This window comes from Paenibacillus sp. GbtcB18 (assembly GCF_019091125.1).
GTDB lineage: Bacteria > Bacillota > Bacilli > Paenibacillales > NBRC-103111 > Paenibacillus_F > Paenibacillus_F chitinolyticus.
Genome location: NZ_JAGXJX010000001.1, coordinates 145,777 through 166,156, shown reverse-complemented (window position 1 = coordinate 166,156; position 20,380 = coordinate 145,777). Strand labels below are relative to the sequence as shown.

Here is a 20,380-nt window from a genome sequence, read left to right as displayed (position 1 = left end):
CTCAATACAGCTTGGTTTCAAGATTGTAGGCTTCCATATTTTCCTTCACGCGCTGCAAAAAGCGTCCGCAGATAACCCCGTCCAGAATCCGGTGGTCCAGCGACAGGCAGATGTTTACCATCGAACGGACCGCGATCATATCCTGGATCACGACCGGCCTTTTCACGATGGATTCGAAGGTCAGAATGGCCGCCTGCGGATAGTTGATAATCGGCTGCGAAAGGATGGAACCGAAGGAGCCCGTGTTGTTCACGGTAAAAGTGCCCCCCTGCAGGTCGTTTAACGACAGCTTGCCGGCGCGGGCCTTTTTCGTTAGGGTGTCCGCTTCGAGGGCAAGCCCCGCGATATTCATCTGATCCGCTTTCTTGATCACGGGCGTCAGAACGGATTCTTCCGTACCGACCGCAAGCGCGAGGTTGATATCCCGCTTGATGATGATTTTATCGACCGCCCAGACGGAGTTCATGATCGGGTAGTCTTTGATGGCGTTGACCACAGCTTTCAGAAGAAACGGAAGATAGGTAAGATTGATCCCTTCGCGGCGCATAAATTCTTCTTTCACCTTGCTCCGCAGGGTCACGAGATTCGTTACGTCCACTTCGATCATGGTCCAGGCGTGCGGAATTTCCGATACGCTCTGGCGCATGCGGCTCGCGATCGTGTTGCGGATCGGCGTCACATCGATGAACGTTTCCCCCCGCGAATCCGAATTCGCGTCGAATTCGAGCGGCGTCGGCGGGTTCTGCGAAAGGTGAATGCCGCTGCTGCGCACCGGAATTTGCGGCTCCGGCCTGTAAGGATTAGCAGCCGGCGCTTCCGCAGACGGTTGATGCGCCGGTGCGGCCGGGGCATGAGCTTGCGGCACGGCCGGCGTCTGAACAAGCGGTGCACCTGCTTGGCTGCCGCCGCTGGGAGCCGCCTGTGCCCCGCCCTGCGCTATGTAGGTTTCGACGTCCTTGCGCGTGATGCGCCCGCCGAATCCCGTACCCTTGACGCGGCCGAGATCCACGGCGTTCTCCGCGGCAAGACGCTGCACGGCGGGCGAGTACCGGCCTCGCATGCTCTGGTCGGCGCTGTCTTCCGCGATTGCCGCCGCGGAGTCTCCCTGCGATGCGGGACCGCCGCTTGCGCCCGCGGTAGCCGCTTCCGCCGACTCCGGCACTTCCAGGAGGCAGATCGGGTCTCCTACGGCTGCGGTCTCGCCGCTGCCGACGAGGATTTTGACCAGCCGGCCTTCGATCGGGCTGGGCATTTCGACGTTGACTTTGTCCGTGTACAGCTCGCAAAGCACGTCGTACTGCTGGATATAGTCACCGGGCTGCTTCAGCCAGGTACCGACCGTAGCGGAAACGAGACTTTCCGCCAGATGAGGCACCGGCACTTCGGCCAGCCGGAATTTTGATTCGCTCATATCGCGTTCCCCCATTAAAACTGCGCGAGTTCTCTCATCGCGTCCGCTAATTTGTCCGTGTTAAGCAGGAAAAACTTCTCCATCGGCGGGTTCATTCCGACGGCCGGAGCATCCGGGCCGCATAACCGGCGGATCGGCGCATCGAGATCGTAAAGCAGCTCTTCGGCTACGATAGCCGCAACTTCGGCCCCGATCCCGCCTGTTTTGTTATCCTCGTGGGCAATCAGAACCTTGCCCGTCTTGGCCGCCGCTTCCAGAATCGCCTCAACGTCAAGCGGCTGGATCGTGCGCAGATCGAGCACGTGGGCGCTGATGCCTTCCTTCGCCAGCTCTTCCGCCGCCTGCAAAGCGTAGTGCACGGCAATTCCGTACGCGATCACGGTCAGATCCGTGCCTTCGCGTTTCACTTCGGCTTTGCCGATCGGTACGATATAGTCGCCCTCCGGCACTTCCGCCGAAAGCGAGAGGTAACATTTCTTATGCTCAAAATAAAGGACCGGGTCCGGGTCCCGGATAGCCGCCAGAAGCAGTCCTTTGGCGTCGTAAGGATTCGACGGCGCGACCATTTTGAGGCCGGGCGTTCCGAAGAATACCGATTCCGGGCACTGCGAGTGATAAATCGCTCCGCCTCCCGCCGCTCCGTACGGGGCGCGGATGACGATCGGGCAGCTCCAGTCGTTGTTGGAGCGGTAGCGGATTTTGGCCGCTTCGCTGATAATCTGGTTCGTCGCCGGAAAAATAAAGTCCGCGAACTGGATTTCCGCGATAGGTTTCATCCCGTACATTGCGGCTCCGATCGCCGTTCCGACGATAGCCGATTCGGCCAGCGGCGTATCGAGGACACGGCTCTCGCCGTACAGGTCACGCAGACCTTTCGTCGCGTTGAGCACGCCGCCTTTGCCGACGTCTTCTCCCAAGACAAATACATTTTCGTCGCGCTGCATTTCGTCCTGCATCGCCGAACGGATTGCTTCCAAATAGGTGATTACTGCCACGTTGCTGCCTCCTCTGCTCTTACACTTACGCCTCGGCGTATACGTGCTTCAGCGTATCTTCGCCTGTCGGATAAGGAGCCGCGTCCGCATAGGCTGTCGCTTCATTAATTTCCTGCTGAATCGCAGTCAGCAGCTCCTGATCCTTCTCTTCGCTCCAGATCCCGCAGTCGATCAGATATTGACGGAATTTCGGCAGTCCGTCTTTGGCGCGGTTCTCTTCCACTTCTTCCTTCGTGCGGTACAAAAGATCGTTATCCGACGTGGAATGCGGAGGAACCCGGTACAAATCCGCCTCGATCAGCGTCGGGCCTTCGCCCCGCAGAGCGCGCTCGCGGGCTTCCTTCACCACGCGGTACACTTCCAGCGGATCGTTGCCGTCCACTTTCACGCCGGGGAAACCGTAGCCGATCGCCCGGTCGGCGATATTGCCCGCAACCTGCTTGTGGTGGGGAACCGAAATCGCGTACCGGTTATTCTCGCACATGAGAATGACCGGCAGCTTGTGTACGCCGGCGAAGTTGCAGCCTTCGTGGAAGTCTCCCTGGTTGCTGGAGCCTTCTCCGAAAGTCACGAAGGAAACTAGTTCGTCGCCCCTCATCTTGGCGGCCAGGGCAATACCGACCGCATGAGGCACCTGCGTCGTAACCGGGCTGGAGCCCGTCACGATCCGGTGCTTGCGGTGTCCGAAGTGGCCCGGCATCTGGCGGCCGCCGCTGTTGGGATCTTCCGCTTTCGCGAATACCGAAAGCATCAGTTCCTTCATGGTCATGCCCACCGAAAGAACAAACGCGTAATCGCGGTAATAAGGCAGGAAATAATCTTTCTCGGCGTCGAGAGCGTATGCCGCTCCGGCCTGAGCCGCTTCCTGGCCTACGCCCGATACGTGAAAGGCAATTTTGCCGGAACGCTGCAGAAGCAGGGACCGCTCGTCGAATTTGCGCGCGAGCAGCATGGATGTATACATTTGAATGACTCTTTCATCGGAAAGTCCTAATTGCTGATGTTTAACGTATTGACCGATGGACATTGGGGCTGTGCCTCCTTTTTGTTACCTGGTCTTAATACTAGACACTATATGCTTATTATAAACGGTATTCTTGTCCAATTCAACGGACATTTGGCACAGACAGCCGTTTTCAACCTCTGGTTAAATGTGGATGGCCCGTCCTTCGGCGGCGAGAACCGCTTCCGCGAACGCCTCCGAAAGCGTCGGATGCGGATGAATCGTGCTGCCGATTTCCCACGGGGAAGCTTCCAAAAGCTGAGCCAGTGCGGCTTCGGCGATATAGTCCGTGACGTGAGGTCCGATCATGTGAACGCCGAGCAAATCGTTCTTGTCCGCGTCGATCACGACTTTGATAAAACCGTCGTTCTCCCCGTACACGATGGCTTTGCCGAGCGGCTTGAAGCCGAACTTGCCGGTTTTGATCCGGAAGCCTTTCTCCTTGGCTTCCGCTTCCGTCCAGCCCACGGACGCGATTTCCGGCCGTGTGTAGACACATCTCGGGATGCGGTACGCCTCGTGTGTGTGCGGCTCCAAACCGCAGATGTGCTCGACCGCGACGACGCCTTCGTGGCTGGCCGCGTGGGCCAGCTGCAGACCGCCGATCACATCGCCGATGGCGTAGATGTGCGGGATGTTCGTCTGCATATGCCCGTTCACGCGGATGAAGCCGCGCTCGATCTTCACATCGGTGTTCTCCAGTCCGAACTGTTCCACGTTCGGCGCTCTTCCCACCGATACGAGGATTTTGGCGGCGGCGAGCTCCGCGCGCTCGCCTTTCTGCTCGGCGGCGACCGTGACGCCGGAAGCGTCCTTGCGGAGCGTGTCCGCGAGCACGCTTGCGTTCGTGAGCACCTTCACGCCGCGCTTGCGGAGCAGCCGGTCCAGCTCGCGGGAGATTTCCTCGTCCTCGGTCGGCACGAGGCGGGGGCCCGCTTCCACAACGGTTACGTCCACGCCGAAATCGTTCATCATCGAAGCCCATTCGACGCCGATAACACCCCCGCCGACAATGATGAGGGAATCCGGCAGCGCTTCGAGCGCCAGAGCCTCGTCACTGGTCAAAATGTGTTCGCCGTCCGGCTCCAGACCGGGCAGGACGCGCGGCCGCGATCCCGTGGCGAGGATAAGGTGTTCGGGAATCAGCGTCTCGAAGCTGCCGTCCGGCATTTCGACGGAAAGCGTCCCGCTTCTCGAAGAGAAAATCGACGGAGCCATAATGCGGCCGATTCCGTTAAACACGTCGATTTTATTTTTTTTCATAAGATACTGCACGCCCTTGTGGATCTGAGCCACGATCCCGTCTTTACGCGACTGCACACGGGTGAAGTCCAGGGAAACTTCTGGTGCAATAACGCCGAACTCTTCCGCTTGCCTCGTTGTCGCCAGAACCTCCGCGCTTCTAAGCAGCGCTTTGCTCGGGATACAGCCGCGGTGCAGACAGGTTCCGCCCAGTTTGTCTTTCTCCACCAGCGCCACTTTCTTGCCGAGCTGGGCCGCACGGATAGCGGCGACATAACCGCCCGTTCCGCCTCCCAAAATTACGATATCGTACGCTTGTCCACTCATGTTATGTTCCTCCTGTTCTTTTACGAAGCCTTGGGTCGTTCATGATCTTTCATGGTCTTTCATGCTTGTATGTGTATGAACCTGTTATGTATGGCAGGGTTGATTCGTCCTCATTGTACAACGTACAAGGGCCTTCCGTAAAAGCCGGCTGCCGGGCAGGCACGTGCCCCGGTACGGCCGATCCCCGTCCCGTTCATTGTAACCCCTGTACGCCCTTAAAATATAGTAGGCATCCAAAATAGACAGAACCATCCGGACACGGTATCATGGGAATAAAGGCGCTGAGCCCTCACTTATTCTCTTCTCTGATTTGTAAAGGAGCCGCATTATGAAAGATAAATTAAGCCGTTTTGTCGCGATCATGCTTCTCGTTATTCCCGGCGTTATGGCGACCTACGGTTTTCTGTCCATGAAAGACGCGTTTTTCCATCAATTCGAGGCGGAAGGCTATATGCATTGGGGTAAATTCGTCCTCGGTTTCATTCTATTCGGTCTCGGCGTCGCCTTTATCGGGGGCTGGACCTTCTTCCGGGACCGCAAGCGCAATTACGTCGCACCCCGGTTCAAAGCGAAGCGCAGACGGCAGTAATCCGTACGTCCGTCCGGCCCGCCCGGCACAAAAGAATCCTCCGCTCCCGGGCTACCGGTTTGGCATCGCATGACACATGACACATAACCGAGATCACTCGTCCGGTTCAGATTCATTCGCTCCGGTCGTTAAGATCGGGGGCAGGCACCTTTCCAGCCCCCGCTACAGACAAACAGCTCCGCCGCCCGAAAGGTAATCCTTTCAGCAGGGAGCTGTTTTTTTATGCCGCGTAAAAAATCATCCATCGTTAATGAACGACACCTTGGAGAGCCTGCTCGACCCGTGTAACTCCCTGGGACATGGCGTGTCCTCCGCCGATTGCGGCCGCGACCGCTACCGTTTCTCTGATTTCCTCGGCGTTCGCCCCTGCGCTCAGCGCTTCTTGGACGTGGTAGAACGTGCAGACCTCATTGTTGGCAAAAAGCCCCATGCCCAGTGCGATCAACTGCTTGGTTTTCCCGGGAAGCGCGCCGTCTTTGAAACATTCGCCCGTAAACTGATGATAAGCGTTCGCTACCGACGGAAGCTGCTCCTGCAGCTGTGAAATTCCGGTTTTATAGGCGCCAATCTTGGCGTCCATCGCCCCGCCGCCCGCATGTGTTACAGAACTCATTGTATTCACCCCACTGGCAGATTCCGTTTGGTCTCCTGTAGAGTACCCCAAGCGCCTTGCGCCCATACGAAAAAGCAAATAAGGCGGCGTCGGCACCGTTCCGTGCTTCCGCATCCTAACAGCTTGAATACCGGCCGCTGCGTTTTAGCCTTCTTCTTCCTCGGGCCGCACGGGAAACTCCACGATTTCCCAGGAAATTCCGATTTCCCGGTCCGCCCAACTGCGGATATTGATCTCAACGGCTTGGAGCAGTTCTTCCTCCGTTAAATGATCCACTTTACGATCCTCTATCTGAAGAAAAGCTTCTTTTATGTTCTCGCCGCCTACGGAAAGATCTATTCTGATTTTCACGCTTCCCGGCACCTCCCTCTATGTTCGCGGTTTTTGCAGGATAACGAGCGTCCGTCAGTTTCCTGCCCGCCACTTCCGCTTGCCCGGCCGCGCTTCAGTTCCCGGCTTTTTCTGCCGGCACTATTCATTGTCAATCCGGCGCTTTAAGGAGTATACTAGATAAAGTATTCAAAAGTCTGCGAAGACTTAAAAGGAGGCCAATCCGACATGGCGATCAGCCGAGCACGCAAGCTGCGGGACAAACAAATCCGCGAAGGAAAACTCGATCCCGCAATCAAACGGAAATCGTGGGACGGCGTTCAACCCGTCACCAAATCCACACCGACTCTGCAGGAGAAAAAAAGAAGAGTCGCGCACAAACATAAACGGAACTCGTTCCCGCATACGGAGGACGGTTCCGTTTATTATTTTACGCCGGCTTCTTCATCCGGGATCACCCAGGGCAGAGCAAGCGGGTTATGAGCGTTTAAGTAACGGACAAGCTGCTCCTTCTCGTCCGGCTTGAAGGTGTATTTGCACGAAAAACCGTTAAACAGCAGCTCCAGGCTGCGGATGCGTCCTTCCGGCGAAGCCAGAATATCCACGACGTAGTAGGAATCCGGTTCGTCTTCGAAATGAACGCCGACGGCAAGATTCAGTTCGTTTTCCGCCGAAATCACTTCCGCATAATCGATCTCCAAAGGGCCTCCAACCTTTCTATTGAATACAACGTGCTGAATTTATTATAATATAAAAATCCACTGCCTGTCTTTGTCCGAAGACGCAGGAGTGACTAAGGAGGAAGAAACATGGCATATGATCCGCAGGTTGTTGAAGCAACCAAAGTAAGCGATAACCCGAAAAACGGCTTGTTTGAAGTCGTTGTCGTTCTGAAAGACCGTACACACGGCCGTATTTTCTTCGAACGCAATCTGGAATCCGGAGAAATTAAAGCATCCCGTATTTCCCGGCTTCTGAAGGAGCCATGCCCGATCTGCCGCAAAGATTTCCTTTGCAACTGCCTGGATCGGTACCTGGACAACATCTCCGGCCAAGCCCTTCAAAAAATCGAATCCTAACCCTTCCCCGGAAGGAAGCATAAAAAGCCTGTGGAACGTTCATCCGTTCTGCAGGCTTTTTATATACCGGGCGTATGAGACGGTTCAGGGGCGCTGCGTCCGCCTGAACTGCGGAAAAGCCGGTGTCTTTATCCGAGTATGCCGGCCAGGGCGGCCAGGCAGAGGAACACAAGGAGGAAAACACCCATCGCGGCATAATCGCGAAGGTTCATCCGCAGTGTCAGGCTTCGGGTCCTTCTGCCTCCCGTCCGGCTGTAGCCTCTGATCTCCAAAGCCGTCGAGAACTCGTCGGCCATGCGGATCAGAGAGAACATGAACGGCAGCGCCATAATCCGGAACTCGGCAAGGCCTATCCCGATTTTGCCGCTGCGCCCCTGTCCCCTGGCTTTGGCGATACGGCTGAACCGGTTCCACTGCCCGCCGATAAGCGGGATAAACCGGAACATGAGCGAAGCCGTCAGCGCAACGGCCTCAACGGGGAACTTCAGCCTCCCGAGAAAGGCCAGCCCCTGCTCCACTCCCTGCTTCATCCGCAAATAGCCCACCGTAAGCGGAAAGAGGACGCCCAGGACGAGCACCAGCATCAGGTTCGATAACGCCCGTACCGCCGAAAGGGCCGCTTGCGGTTCGAAGCCTACGGGGCTTCCTCCTTGACCGGCTCCAATCGTCAGTCCGGCAATTACAGCCGATAGGCCCGTAAAAATCAGAAAAGCGCGCAGAGGCTTCCAGACGGCCCTGAAAGGTACCTGCGACAGCAGAACGGCTGCCAAGGTCACTGCCGCGGATACAGCCAGGCCGATCAGCGAATGCTGAAGCAGAATTCCCGCCGACAAAAGCACATACCCGATCCAGAAGGTCCGGGGATCGAACAGGCGTCCGACCGTCAGGGCGCGTGGACGGGGGGCCGCTTCCGGGGATGAGCCGCTGATTGCGGGGATCGCCGGAACGCCGTCTGCGGCGTTGGCCGGCCGGCTGACGCGAGCAGAAGACCGGTCACCGCCCGACGTGCCTGCCGGTACGGTCTCCAGGACAGACGTGCCGCTTGCGGCGGCGGAAGACTGTGTGCCGGAGTCCGGTGACAGCGCCTCTTCCGGGGTGCCTGCCCGTACTGTCTGCACGGCAGACGAGTCATCCCGTATAGCCGGAGTGACTCGTCTGCCGCATTCAAGCGGACCGGCCGAAACTGCACCTGCTGAGGCGGCCCGGCTGCCGGAAGCGGCAGACGCGCCGACGCGGCCGCAAAGCGCGGCCTCGCGGGACGCGCTTCCGCCGCACGCGGACGCATGCGCGGAGGCGGCGGCGCTTTCCGCTGGCGCCGCACGCTCGTCCGGCGCGGAAAGACCCGCCGCTGCGTCCGCGCCGTACCCCCGCCGCGCTCCCGCCGCCAGCGCGGCGGCAATCGCCCGCGCCGTTTCCTCCGGCGCGGGCAGCCCTGCCGGCACGTCCACGCCGTGCCGGCGAAGCAGGCTGCCGAGCGCCAGCGCTTCCGGCAGCAGCAGCCCCGCGTCCCCCAGCATGGCGGGACGCGCAGCCAGCTCCGCAGGGGTGCAGTCGTGCACGACTGTGCCCTGCGAGAGCATCACGATGCGGTCCGCCACCGGCAGGAACGCATCGAGATCGTGCGTCGCGACGAGCGCGCCGCCGCCGGTCCGCCGCGTCCAGTCGCGCAGCGTGCCCGTGAGCCTCGCCGCCGCCTCGTGATCGAGGCCCGCTGTCGGCTCGTCGAGCAGCAGCCAGCGGGGCCGGGACGCGAACACGGACGCGAGGGCCGCCCTGCGCTGCGTGCCGCCGCTGAGCTCGTGAGGGCGCTCGTCCAGCAGCTCGGGGCCGAGGCCGAACAGCTCCAGCGCTTCGGCTGTGCGGGCTTCCCGCTCCTCTCTGCTCAGCTTGAACGGTCTCAGCGTATAGTAAAACTCCCCCCGGACCGTTGCCGCGAAAAGCTGCTCGTGCGGGTGCTGGAAAACAAGCGCCAGCTTCCGCCTCGCCTCCCTGACGCTTTGCTTGCTGCCCGGCCACAGCCCGGTATCCCCGTACCGGATGACGCCCTCGTCCGGAACGGACAGCCCTCCCAGCATATCCAGCAGCGTCGATTTCCCCGCTCCGCTCCGGCCGATGAGCAGCGTGATCTCCCCGGGAACCGCCGTGAAGGATACGTCCCGGACGGCAAAAGCAGCGTCCGGCCCGCCGACGGTTTTCGAAAGGTTTTTAACGTGCAGACAGTCCATATCGGTTCAAAACCTCCATCAATTCGCCCGGCGTGACCGGCCGCTCTTTAAGGCCGAGGGCCCCCAGCCTGTAAAGCTCCCTTGTGACCTCTACCGTGTAGGGGAGCTCGTATCCCAGCGCCAGACAAGGAGAAGCGGCCGCGCTGTTCCCCCCGCTTTTATCGCGAGAGCCGTCATCCGACATACTTCCATAGAAAAAATCCCGTACATCGCCCGAATAGATGGTCTTTCCTTCGTCCACAACGATAACCTTATCGGCGAGCGCCAGTTCATCCAGCCTCTGGGTGATCCAGACGATAGTCACGCCCTGTTCGTGAAGCTGCGAAAGCGCTCCGAGCACCAGGCTGCGCGAAAAGGAATCCAGCATCGAGGTCACTTCATCCATCAGCAGAACGGAAGCGCCGACAGCCAGCGCTCCCGCCACAGCCGTCAGCTGCTTCTGGCCGCCCGATAAAGCTTCGCAGCTGTCATCGCGCTTATCCGCCAAACCGACGAGCCCCAATACATGACGGGCTGTTTCCGGCATTCGTTCGGGATCTATTCCGGCGTTTTCCATTCCCAAGCATAAATCTTCATACACGGTCTCCCCGATAAGCTGGGTATCCGGATTTTGCAGCACCATGCGCATCCGCTCTCCTGCCGTCCAGCCGGGTTCGATAGTTCCGCCCGCCGCCGGAATGAGCCCGGCCATCACTTTCGCCAGGGTGCTCTTGCCGCTTCCGTTACGGCCGACGACGGCGAGCCACTCGCCTTTGTGCAGCTCCATATTTATTTCGTTCAGAAGTGTTTGATCCGCGGCGGAAACGCCTTCCTCAAACTCTCCTCTTTTGACGACGGACACTTCGTGCATGCTATAGGGGGATTGCGTATGCTTCTCGTGTTCGTATTCCATTTCCCGTGCAATACCTCCAACCTGTTCACAAACAACCTATTCACAAAACCGCCCTTGCTATGCTACAATGCGGATTGTCAACCGAAATACATAATACAAAGTTAACAAATGATTGGAGAAGATGCAATTGAAACGTTCGTCATTCACCGTACGCGGGATTACGTTCAGCGCCATGTTTGCGGCCCTGCTTGTTGCGCTAAGCTTCGTCAATATTCAATTCGGCTTTTCCCAGGTTCCTTTTACGCTTGCGAATTTCGCCATCATGCTCGCAGGGGCTCTGCTGGGCGCCCGCTACGGCTTTTTCAGCATCGCCCTTGTAGTAGGCTTAACGGCTCTCGGACTTCCGCTCTTGCACGGAAGAGGAGGGCTGGATCTGGTTCTCGGTCCGACAGGCGGGTTTATCTGGGCTTATCCTTTCGCCGCTCTGTTCATCGGCCTCATTGTTCCGCGTATCAAAGGCAGCGGAGTCACCGCTTTCGTGCTTACTTTCGTGACTCTCTTCGTATTCGGTTCGCTGCTGCTTTACGTTACCGGTGTGCCCTGGATGGCCCACGTCGTTTCCAACATGACCCTGACAAAGGCTTTGTCCGTCGGCTGCATCCCTTATCTCCCCGGCGATGCGGTAAAAGCGTTTATCGGGGCTTTGATCGTCCTTCCCGTCCGGAGAATGTATCCCGTTTCCCGTCTGGTCGGTGCGGAGAGCGCATGGGCTTCCAGATAACGGTGCCAAGGCCCCGCGTTGCACAGCAAAAGCCGTGTCTGCTTCCGCAGATCCGGCTTTTTTACATGCACTGCTATTTTTTCCTCACATTCTCTTCAAACGTCTTGATCTCTTCGTCGGACACGTTGCCGGCAATAATTCTCTGCTTGGGCATGATGTGCTGATTGCGAGCGATTACATGAGTCCGGACAAAATAAATCCCGTCCTCTTTAAACGTGTTTTTTACGCTATAGACCCCCTTGTCCTCGTAGGTTGCAACCACATTTACGGCGGTATCGACGTTCTTGATATTCCAGATTTCGAACTGGATATCTCCCGCATCTTTGACGGGCTCCTGGCCCTGCTTGACCTCTACCTTCAGAACGGTTTCCTGGTTCAGCGGCACTTTTTCCGGCGCCATGATGGTCACGGTTAGCGCGTCCGCCGATTCCTGCTTGGTCCCGCCAGAAGTGCTTGCCGTCTGCGAACAGGCCGATAGCGCCAATGAAGCGGCCAGAGCGGTTAATGCGAGTATTTTTTTCATAGTAGACGCCTCCGGTTATCCGTTTAGCTTGACGGGCCGCGGTAACCTTCTATTCGTATCCACGCGTTCTCACTCTTTTAGAATAGGAGATTTAAGCCTGTTAAACAAGCTTTTTTTACAAAATGTTACACGGAACGACTTTTATTACAGCAAACACAAAAAAACTTTAAAACCAGATGAAAAGTGACTATTTCCACCCGTTTCCGAAAATCCGGACGGATTCATTTGACACCCGCGCGAAATTGGCTTTAACTGATTTTAAAGGCTGGCGTCTCTCGCGTAAACAGCCGACCTCAAGAGAACGGAGACTATCGACCATGTACGCCCATTTAGAAGACTGCATAGCTGATTTGGAGAAAAACGGACACCTGATCCGCATCAAAGAAGAAGTCGATCCTTACCTGGAAATGGCGGCCATTCATTTAAAAGTCTATGAAGCCGGAGGTCCCGCCCTGCTGTTCGAAAAGGTCAAAGGCTCGAAATTCCAGGCGGTTTCCAACCTGTTCGGCACGCTGGAACGAAGCAAATTTATTTTCAGACATACATGGCAGGATGCCGAAAACATCATCGCCCTCCGCAACGATCCCGTCAAGGCGCTTAAGCAGCCGTTCAAAACCGCGGGCAACGGCCTGGCCGCTTTTAAGGCTCTTCCGTTAAAAAAATCCGGCCTTCCCGCGGACTTCAGGGAAATCTCGATTTCCGATCTTCCCCTGATTCAGCACTGGCCCATGGACGGCGGAGCTTTCGTCACTCTGCCGCAGGTTTATTCGGAGGACCCGGAGAAACCGGGCATCATGAACTCCAATCTGGGGATGTACCGCGTCCAGCTCACCGGCAACGATTACGAAACGGACAAGGAGATCGGCCTGCACTACCAGATTCACCGGGGCATCGGCATTCATCAAGATAAGGCCAACAAACAGGGCGCTCCTTTAAAAGTAAGCATCTTTGTCGGCGGACCTCCCGCTCACACGCTGTCGGCGGTTATGCCTTTGCCGGAGGGCCTGAGCGAAATGACGTTTGCCGGCCTGCTTGCCGGACGCCGCTTCCGCTACAGTTATGCGGAGGGCTACTGCATCAGCCACGATGCGGACTTCGTCATTACCGGGGAAATTCATCCCGGCGAAACGAAACCGGAGGGGCCTTTCGGCGACCATCTCGGCTACTACAGCCTGACGCATCCGTTTCCCGTTCTGCGCGTGCACAAAGTGTACGCCCGGGAAAACGCCATCTGGCCGTTTACCGTCGTCGGACGTCCTCCCCAGGAGGACACCTCGTTCGGTGAACTCATACACGAGTTGACTGGGGATGCGATCAAGCAGGAGATTCCCGGCGTCAAAGAAGTTCATGCCGTCGATGCGGCGGGTGTGCATCCGCTTCTGTTTGCGATCGGCAGCGAACGGTACACGCCCTATCAGCAGGTCAAGCAGCCTGCGGAAATTCTAACGCTGGCCAACCGGGTGCTCGGCACAGGTCAGCTGAGCCTCGCCAAGTATTTGTTTATGACGGCGGAAGACAAGCAGCCGCTTGATACCCATAAAGAAAAAGATTTTCTCGCCTACATCCTCGAACGGATCGATCTGAGGCGCGACATTCATTTTTACACGAACACCACTATCGATACGCTCGATTATTCGGGTACGGGCTTGAATACCGGAAGCAAGGTGCTTTTTGCCGCTTACGGGGATAAGAAAAGGGACTTGTGCACGGAAGTCCCCCCTGCTCTGACGGAACTTTCTCCGTTCGCAGAGGCGAGGCTCATCATGCCGGGGGTTGTCGCGATGCGGGGACCTGCCTTCGAGACGTACGAGAAGGCTTCGTCGGAGCTGGAGCATCTGTGCGGCGCCATTGCGGGCAAAGGACCGCTCCCAAGCTGCCCGATGATCGTTTTGTGCGACGACAGCGAGTTCCTGAGCGCGGACTTCGCCAATTTTCTGTGGGCCACGTTTACGCGCAGCAACCCGTCGCACGATATATACGGCGTGAACAGCGCCTATGAATATAAGCACTGGGCCTGCGACAACGTCATCATCGACGCCCGTGTTAAGCCGCATCAGGCCCCGCCTCTCGTTCCCGATCCGGAGGTCGAGAGGAATATCCGGCGGCTGTTTGCTCCGGGAGCAAGCTTGGGCGGAGTCGTTAAGGGCTGATCGGTAGCGGCAAGCTCAACTGTTCATGCGACCGCACCTGAAAGCCGTTTCGGTTTTCACATTGGTTTGCTGCATATAAGCAGCAAACCGTGTGGTCAACCGACCACAGCGAAACACCGTTTATGTGCAGCACCACAGGCCTGGGTCTGTGGTGTTTTTATGTTCAGAAGGGAACATATCAGCGGGACTAACAGCTCAACCGTATTCGGCCAGGACAATCGCGAAAAATAACAGCGTCCAACTTCGGAGTTTTTCGGTAGACGCTTCATTCTTTCGGGTTACTTTTGTGGTGCAGTTTTTCCTTCGGCCGGCTTTATTCTTCGGTTTTTTTCGATACGCATGTCATCGCCTGAATCGTTCATGGGACTTTCATTCCACGTCCGCGTTATTCGTCATCCGTTTTCAGCAGCCGTTCTGTCCAAGCATCGAGCAGGTGCAGCATATCTCCGATTCCGCGGCTGTTTTCGAGAGGAAAATAAACGGCTGCCGTACCTGCCAGCGCCCCGATAATCGGGCGGAACTTTTTGCCGCCCAGCACTTCAATCCGGCTGTAGGTGTGAAGGCCTTTCTCTTCCCACTGCCGGGCCAGTTCGTCCGAAGAGATGATGCCGGCATTCGCGGTTCCGAAATCCGTGTCGTAATTGCCGGGCACCGTATCCGCAGGCGTCAGGAAGCCGTATTTAGCGGATAAAATGACCCAATCGCAGCCGCTCGCTTCCGCGTAAGCACGCGCTTTCCGGTTCAGGGTCCCGGTGTAAGCGTCTCTCGCCGATGCCGGTCCGTGGGTCGCATCCCGTTCCCATATTTTTCTTTTGCCGGGAGGGATAATGCACAAGGTGTCGGATTGCATAGTCTGAGCTTCTCCATTCAGGTGAGTTTGCCTTAAGTGTATCAGAGATCATCCTCCGGCGCCCCCGAAATCGGATCAGTTCAGGCGAATTGACCGTACAGAGACAACCGTACAGAGGCAGACGGAATTTACGTTTCGCCATATTGTACAGAAATGCGCAGTGGTCTTCTCAACGCGTGAAGATGCCCGTGTATGATACAGCGTCAGAAGACTATAGGGCGCTTGGCCTCTACCCTTCGGATGTAAACATACGGCTGCACCCAAGTTGCTAGCCTATTCCCCCTCCCTCTCTCATACGTTAGTAATAAACGAGCGGGAAAGGAGGCGGTTCTATGGCGATCAAGCCAGGCGCACTATTGCCCGGCGATACAGTCGGAATCGTCACCCTGGGCAGTCCGCTGAGCGCCGAAACCATTCAGGCACGGATTGCCTATTTGCAAAGCTTGGGGCTAAACGTTCTTCTGGGCCGCTACGTGTACTCCGTAAACGGGTATCTCGCCGGAACGGACCGGGAACGCGCCGAAGATTTTATGTCGGTCTACGCCGATCCCCGCGTGAAAATGATCCTGCCGACAAGAGGCGGCGTAGGCGTCGCGGACATCCTGCCGTACCTGGATTATGCTTTTATCCGGCAAAATCCCAAAATCGTGACGGGCTACAGCGACATAACCGTCCTGCTCAACGCCCTCTACAAGCTGGCGGATCTGATTACGTTTCACAGCCTGCTGCTCATTGATTTCAGACCGGACACGCCGTCGTACAATTTCGAGCAATTTTTTACGGCGACATCCTCCCTTACGGCCCCGCGCCCCATCGAGAACCCTCCGGGCACCCCTTTAATCGGGCGAGTTCCCGGTAACGTCTCCGGCCCGATCATCGGTGGAAACCTCACCTCCCTGGTGGGGTCGCTGGGAACGCCTTTTGAAGTCGACACCACGGGAAAAATATTGCTTCTGGAAGAAACGCACGAGCCGGTCAACAGCGTGTACCGCTACGTCGACCAGCTTCGGCTGGCCGGTAAGCTCCAGGCTTGCGCCGGTATCGTCATGGGCGAATGCACCAACTGCGAGGCCGCCTACGGCAAGACATACGAGGACCTGATCACCGAAGTGATCGTCCCTTTGGGAAAACCGCTGCTGACCAACCTTGCCTCCGCGCACGGCCTCTACAAAGCCGCCATCCCGATCGGCGCCAATGTGAATTTGAACGCGTCGGCCGCAGCGCTAACGCTGCTGGAGGCGGCTGTAAGGTACTGAACGTAAAAAGCTCACTCCGCCGCAAGGGCGGGAGTGAGCTTTTTTGTGTTTTGTTCCATGTTCCATAGTATCTACTGCTTTTCGTTAAATTTCATCGTCTCCATTAATTGCTCAAAATTCTCCAGCGAACTTTTATAAGTATCCGTATAGGATGAGTTCCTGATCGTATAAAATTTGGGATTCGATTTGAATACAATTAGAGTATCGGTTCTGCTGTCCCAGTCAAGATGGTTTTTGTAAGTCAATTGCACAGCGTCAAATCCGAACACTGTCATAAGTTTTTCCTCAATATCTTCGTTAGAAATAGCGGCCTTCTTTTTGACAAAATCCACATATTGTTTGAGCGTAAAGTTTTTGGTCTGCTGGTTTTCCGGTTCATCGGCTATAAATAACATCGTATAATTAAAATACTTTAACGCCAAGCGGATATTTTCCTCATCTTCTATGCTGATATAATCTTGAGCCACTTCATCCACTTCAGGCTGTATGGAATCAATTCGAATAAAGGATTGTTCATTGCATTGACAAATTGCAATATGTTAGTGTAATATGTCCCTATGGAGCAAATTGAAATATTTAAAGCATTATCAAATGAGGCTCGTTTGCAAATCTTAGAATGGTTAAAGAATCCGGCAGTATATTTCTCTCCCCAAGAAGGGATTGATCTTGAAGAAATTGGGGTCTGTGTAAGTCAAATCACGGAGAAATTAGGTATGAATCAGTCGACAGCCTCTCAGTACCTTGCAATATTACAACGAGCTGGTCTAATTACAGCTACTCGCATTGGCAAATGGACTTATTACAGAAGAAACGAAGATGCAATCAATCAAGTAGGGTTATCTTTGAAAAAAGAATTTAAAAAAAACTGAATCCAGGTTTCAAATCTGTTTTCAGTATTTTTTTCAAAGAAAATATTCACAATTTGCAATATAACAATATAATTCTATAAATTTAGAAAGGAGTATAAATAATGAGTAATGAAAAAATAAAATACGGTGCTTTAATTGGGAGTCTTGGTTGGAATCATAAAGGGACATCCTCTTTTATTCACCCAATATATTGATATATTTAAATTTGTTAATGTGTAGGAGTGCATATTATTATTTTGTTTCATATCATCAATTCGTAATATGTTGATTCATTATGTGTACTTTTGTGCTTTCTGCTTTATTGACTAACTACATTCATGGTCGGAGGATAAGAAAAATGGATAAATTTGCTTCACATATTGGCTATTCAAACATGTTTAAAGAGAAGGAACTTACTCTCGGGTTGTATTTCCCTTTAGAGTCTTATGAGGGAAGTATCGCGGAGATGGATTTGGAACATCAAATGAACTTGGCAAAAAAAGCAGAAGAAGCGCGCTTTGCTTCATTATTCGTTAGAGATGTGCCGTTAAATGTCCCAAGTTTTGGAGATGCAGGACAGCTATACGATCCATGGGTTTTTCTTGGTTACTTGGCTGCCCATACAAAACAGATTTCATTGGGTACCGGAAGTATTGTCACAACGCTACGCCATCCGCTGCACGTGGCAAAAGCAGCAGCTTCTGTTGATCGAATTTCTGGGAAACGACTTGTTCTTGGAATTGCCACGGGTGATCGCCCTAGCGAGTTTTCAGCGTTTTCAGTAGACCGAGAACAACGGAGTAATTTATTTCGAGAATCTTTGCATGTCATGAGAAAAGTGTGGAATGAAGAATTTCCGGAAATTCATTCACCAAGTCTGAACCTTCAGGGTGGCGATTTGTTACCCAAACCGGAATTGAAAGCTATTCCAATTTTTGTAACGGGTCATTCGACGCAGACGCCAAAATGGATAGCAGAAAACAGTGATGGCTGGTTTTATTACCCACGAAATATAAATAATCAAGCAGCGCTTATTAAAGAATGGCGTACATTAACAAATATATTTAAGCCGTTTAGTCAGTCTTTATATATAGATTTATCAGAGAACCCGAATGAAGATCCCACTCCTATACACTTAGGATTCAGAACTGGACATCAATTTTTAATTGACTACCTCAATGCTTTAAAAGAAATCGGTGTAAACCATCTTACATTCAACTTGAAATATGGTCAGCGGCCGGTTGAAGAGGTAATCCAAGAATTAGGGGAGGAAGTGGTTCCATTCTTCCCGGCATTATCCAATAAAGAAGCATAAAGTTTTTCTGTTAGTTACGAGAAATGGCTTAAATCAGCGAGCGGCACGATAAAAAGGCTACGAGGATCAACTGGACATTATATGTGTATTTAACAGAAAAAACATATAATGTTCAGTTTCAATTAATGTTAGAGTTTTTGAATAAATCAATATACTTCTTATCCAATTTTGTATTTTTAATGTTAACTGAAGAAGGAGTGTTTTTTTTGGTGAAAAAGATGTTCTTGAATGGCACTTTGATTTATTTACGTAGTTATCAGGAAGAAAAAACAAATGGATTGTATAAAGTTTCAGTTGATTTTAACGTAACAAGTGAAGAATATCATGACATTTCGACTTTGCTCTATAGCGGAACATTTGACGTGGAGATTCCCGAGAGAGACTTAACATTTAGGGGAACCATTTATGAATATTCTACTTCCCTTACTAATTTGTACGTAAAGGACCAAGTCGGACAATATAAATTGACTTTGATGGAAGTAGGTCATGAAGCAAAGGGCTGAGTTGTAATGAGATTAAGTATATTAGATCAATCCCCCATATCTTCAAATCAAACAGCTAATGATGCATTGATTGAATCAATGAAGTTAGCGCAAGCTGGAGAAGCACTAGGATATACAAGATATTGGATTGCCGAACACCATGGTTTACCTGGACTTGCCTGCTCTGCACCTGAAGTGATGTTAAGTTATATCGGGGCTAACACGAATCGAATCCGAATTGGCTCTGGGGCTGTTTTGTTACCTCATTATCGACCCTATAAAGTTGCAGAAGTATTTAATATGTTAGCTACTCTATTTCCGTATCGGATTGACATAGGGATAGGACGAGCGCCGGGTGGATCAGCTGAAGCGACGAACGCTTTATCTGACAACTTTTTGCAAAAAGTTTGGGAGTTACCTGCGTTAGTGAAAGAATTAATCTATTTTTTAGAGGATGATTTTTCAGCAGATCACGAGTATTCGAAGATTTCCGCGTTTCCCATACCTGAAAATCCGCCTGTGCCTTGGCTTCTTGGTACAAGCGAAAAAAGTGCGTTACTTGCAGCAAGAAATGGCATGTCGTATACGTTTGGTCATTTTATGAGCGACAATGATGGGATAGCTATCATCCAGGCATATAGAGATGCTTTTAGACCAAGAAAGGAAGCACAGGCTCCACAAGTCATCGTAACTGTTTCAGCCATTTGCGGAGAAACTACGGAACAAGCAGAAGAAATTGCAGAAAGCTTTCTCATCTGGTCTTTGCAAACAGATAAAGGGGAGGGACATCAACGTGTTCCCTCGATTAAAGAAGCTAAGCAATACAAGATAACTGAAAAAGAAACGGATTCGTTAAACAGAATGAGACAGAACATGATCATCGGCAATCCTCATGAGGTGAAACGGAAATTAATGGAGTTACAATCTAAATATCAGGCAGATGAAATCATGATCAACACAATTACGTACTCTCCGAAAGATCGGATTCAATCCTATAAACTAATTGCAAAAGAGATATTTGCGAAGAAAACCTTTGAATAGGAAGTGCAAAAGGAAAATGATAACTCAAAACTCTTGAGCTTGGGGGAGCTTGCCGTATACGGAAATTTTATAAATGGAGAATAAAAACAACTATTACGAGGAAACTAGTCGATTCTCAAAACGTGAGAATCGACTTTTTTTAATTTAAAAGAAGCTTATAGACTATAAAGTTTCGTGTGGTGTAATAAGTAAATTGGGTAAGAGCATTTACTTGTTTATTTAAAAATATATAAATAAATTCTAGCGGCTTACGGAACTCAAAATTCGGGACTGTCAATAGGCATCAGCATAGTCAATAGTTATTCACCTACATATCTTGAACTATGATTTTTTAATGAATACCTGATCAAAGGAGTGTAATCAATTGTCATTTTTACAACCCCCGCCGCCTCCTTATCCTCCTGCATTCGTACAACCAAATCCCTGCTTATATAAACTAACTTATGTCCAGCTCTGGACTGGAGAGAGATTCTGGTTCTATCCAATTA

General features: G+C 53.2%; 22 protein-coding genes. 10 read left to right on the top strand and 12 right to left on the bottom strand.

Annotation, left to right across the window (positions count from 1 at the left end; all coding sequences use genetic code 11):
• Position 1: 1 nt before the first annotated feature.
• From KVT34_RS00805 to lpdA, 4 genes are all read right to left on the bottom strand, one after another.
• On the bottom strand, positions 2 to 1,411 hold the full coding sequence (locus tag KVT34_RS00805; protein WP_217556199.1) for a dihydrolipoamide acetyltransferase family protein: 1,410 nt from the start codon (positions 1,409 to 1,411) through the stop codon (positions 2 to 4).
• 14 nt (positions 1,412 to 1,425) lie between these two features.
• Positions 1,426 to 2,406 (bottom strand): alpha-ketoacid dehydrogenase subunit beta, encoded by a 981-nt coding sequence (locus tag KVT34_RS00800; RefSeq protein WP_217556198.1) that lies wholly within the window; start codon positions 2,404 to 2,406, stop codon positions 1,426 to 1,428.
• 25 nt (positions 2,407 to 2,431) lie between these two features.
• On the bottom strand, positions 2,432 to 3,433 hold the full coding sequence (locus tag KVT34_RS00795; protein WP_217556197.1) for a thiamine pyrophosphate-dependent dehydrogenase E1 component subunit alpha: 1,002 nt from the start codon (positions 3,431 to 3,433) through the stop codon (positions 2,432 to 2,434).
• Positions 3,434 to 3,553: 120 nt separating this feature from the next.
• A complete protein-coding gene (gene lpdA, locus KVT34_RS00790; RefSeq protein WP_217556196.1) occupies positions 3,554 to 4,978 on the bottom strand; it encodes a dihydrolipoyl dehydrogenase in 1,425 nt (474 codons plus the stop codon).
• Between the two features lie 328 nt (positions 4,979 to 5,306).
• On the opposite strand from lpdA, the gene KVT34_RS00785 reads away from it, so the two are divergent.
• Entirely contained in the window at positions 5,307 to 5,567 is a 261-nt protein-coding gene (locus KVT34_RS00785; RefSeq protein WP_217556195.1) for a DUF2627 domain-containing protein, read from the top strand.
• A gap of 247 nt (positions 5,568 to 5,814) precedes the next feature.
• Here the strand turns inward: KVT34_RS00785 and KVT34_RS00780 are convergent, their stop codons facing one another.
• Entirely contained in the window at positions 5,815 to 6,180 is a 366-nt protein-coding gene (locus tag KVT34_RS00780; RefSeq protein WP_217556194.1) for a carboxymuconolactone decarboxylase family protein, read from the bottom strand.
• 144 nt (positions 6,181 to 6,324) lie between these two features.
• Positions 6,325 to 6,531: a hypothetical protein gene (locus KVT34_RS00775; protein WP_042228592.1), complete on the bottom strand. Its 207-nt coding sequence runs from the start codon at positions 6,529 to 6,531 to the stop codon at positions 6,325 to 6,327.
• Between the two features lie 207 nt (positions 6,532 to 6,738).
• Between KVT34_RS00775 and KVT34_RS00770 the strand changes: the two genes are divergently transcribed.
• Positions 6,739 to 6,993, top strand: a complete 255-nt coding sequence (locus KVT34_RS00770; RefSeq protein ID WP_217556193.1) for a hypothetical protein — start codon at positions 6,739 to 6,741, stop codon at positions 6,991 to 6,993.
• Here KVT34_RS00770 and KVT34_RS00765 read toward each other — a convergent pair.
• Positions 6,936 to 7,211 (bottom strand): hypothetical protein, encoded by a 276-nt coding sequence (locus KVT34_RS00765; RefSeq protein ID WP_042228594.1) that lies wholly within the window; start codon positions 7,209 to 7,211, stop codon positions 6,936 to 6,938. The genes KVT34_RS00770 and KVT34_RS00765 overlap by 58 nt on opposite strands.
• 108 nt (positions 7,212 to 7,319) lie before the next feature.
• On the opposite strand from KVT34_RS00765, the gene KVT34_RS00760 reads away from it, so the two are divergent.
• The gene (locus tag KVT34_RS00760; protein WP_042228596.1) at positions 7,320 to 7,589 is read left to right on the top strand and encodes a hypothetical protein; all 270 of its coding nucleotides are present in this window, start codon (positions 7,320 to 7,322) and stop codon (positions 7,587 to 7,589) included.
• 128 nt (positions 7,590 to 7,717) lie between these two features.
• Here KVT34_RS00760 and KVT34_RS00755 read toward each other — a convergent pair whose 3' ends face one another.
• Positions 7,718 to 9,814, bottom strand: coding sequence for an ATP-binding cassette domain-containing protein (locus KVT34_RS00755; RefSeq protein ID WP_217556191.1), 2,097 nt, complete (start codon positions 9,812 to 9,814; stop codon positions 7,718 to 7,720).
• Positions 9,795 to 10,706: an energy-coupling factor ABC transporter ATP-binding protein gene (locus tag KVT34_RS00750; protein WP_217556190.1), complete on the bottom strand. Its 912-nt coding sequence runs from the start codon at positions 10,704 to 10,706 to the stop codon at positions 9,795 to 9,797. Before KVT34_RS00750 ends, KVT34_RS00755 begins: the two co-directional genes overlap by 20 nt.
• Positions 10,707 to 10,827: 121 nt before the next feature.
• On the opposite strand from KVT34_RS00750, the gene KVT34_RS00745 reads away from it, so the two are divergent.
• On the top strand, positions 10,828 to 11,427 hold the full coding sequence (locus KVT34_RS00745; protein ID WP_217556189.1) for a biotin transporter BioY: 600 nt from the start codon (positions 10,828 to 10,830) through the stop codon (positions 11,425 to 11,427).
• Positions 11,428 to 11,500: 73 nt separating this feature from the next.
• On the opposite strand, the gene KVT34_RS00740 is transcribed toward KVT34_RS00745, so the two are convergent.
• Positions 11,501 to 11,950, bottom strand: a complete 450-nt coding sequence (locus KVT34_RS00740) for a FixH family protein (protein ID WP_217556188.1) — start codon at positions 11,948 to 11,950, stop codon at positions 11,501 to 11,503.
• A 317-nt stretch (positions 11,951 to 12,267) separates the two neighbouring features.
• On the opposite strand from KVT34_RS00740, the gene KVT34_RS00735 reads away from it, so the two are divergent.
• Positions 12,268 to 14,100 carry a UbiD family decarboxylase gene (locus KVT34_RS00735; protein ID WP_217556187.1) on the top strand — a complete coding sequence of 611 codons (1,833 nt, stop codon included), beginning with the start codon at positions 12,268 to 12,270 and terminating at the stop codon, positions 14,098 to 14,100.
• A gap of 385 nt (positions 14,101 to 14,485) precedes the next feature.
• On the opposite strand, the gene KVT34_RS00730 is transcribed toward KVT34_RS00735, so the two are convergent.
• A complete protein-coding gene (locus KVT34_RS00730; protein ID WP_217556186.1) occupies positions 14,486 to 14,950 on the bottom strand; it encodes a DUF6884 domain-containing protein in 465 nt (154 codons plus the stop codon).
• Between the two features lie 332 nt (positions 14,951 to 15,282).
• Between KVT34_RS00730 and KVT34_RS00725 the strand changes: the two genes are divergently transcribed.
• Positions 15,283 to 16,206, top strand: coding sequence for a S66 peptidase family protein (locus tag KVT34_RS00725; protein ID WP_217556185.1), 924 nt, complete (start codon positions 15,283 to 15,285; stop codon positions 16,204 to 16,206).
• A gap of 71 nt (positions 16,207 to 16,277) precedes the next feature.
• Here KVT34_RS00725 and KVT34_RS00720 read toward each other — a convergent pair whose 3' ends face one another.
• Positions 16,278 to 16,673 (bottom strand): hypothetical protein, encoded by a 396-nt coding sequence (locus tag KVT34_RS00720; RefSeq protein WP_309244050.1) that lies wholly within the window; start codon positions 16,671 to 16,673, stop codon positions 16,278 to 16,280.
• Positions 16,674 to 16,763: 90 nt separating this feature from the next.
• Between KVT34_RS00720 and KVT34_RS00715 the strand changes: the two genes are divergently transcribed.
• The 4 genes from KVT34_RS00715 (at position 16,764) to KVT34_RS00700 (ending at position 19,892) form a co-directional block, all read left to right on the top strand.
• A complete protein-coding gene (locus KVT34_RS00715) occupies positions 16,764 to 17,075 on the top strand; it encodes an ArsR/SmtB family transcription factor (protein WP_217556184.1) in 312 nt (103 codons plus the stop codon).
• A 337-nt stretch (positions 17,076 to 17,412) separates the two neighbouring features.
• Positions 17,413 to 18,369 carry an LLM class oxidoreductase gene (locus KVT34_RS00710; protein ID WP_217556183.1) on the top strand — a complete coding sequence of 319 codons (957 nt, stop codon included), beginning with the start codon at positions 17,413 to 17,415 and terminating at the stop codon, positions 18,367 to 18,369.
• Positions 18,370 to 18,575: 206 nt separating this feature from the next.
• On the top strand, positions 18,576 to 18,872 hold the full coding sequence (locus tag KVT34_RS00705; protein WP_217556182.1) for a DUF3219 family protein: 297 nt from the start codon (positions 18,576 to 18,578) through the stop codon (positions 18,870 to 18,872).
• A 6-nt stretch (positions 18,873 to 18,878) separates the two neighbouring features.
• Positions 18,879 to 19,892: an LLM class flavin-dependent oxidoreductase gene (locus KVT34_RS00700; RefSeq protein WP_217556181.1), complete on the top strand. Its 1,014-nt coding sequence runs from the start codon at positions 18,879 to 18,881 to the stop codon at positions 19,890 to 19,892.
• Positions 19,893 to 20,380: the final 488 nt, after the last annotated feature.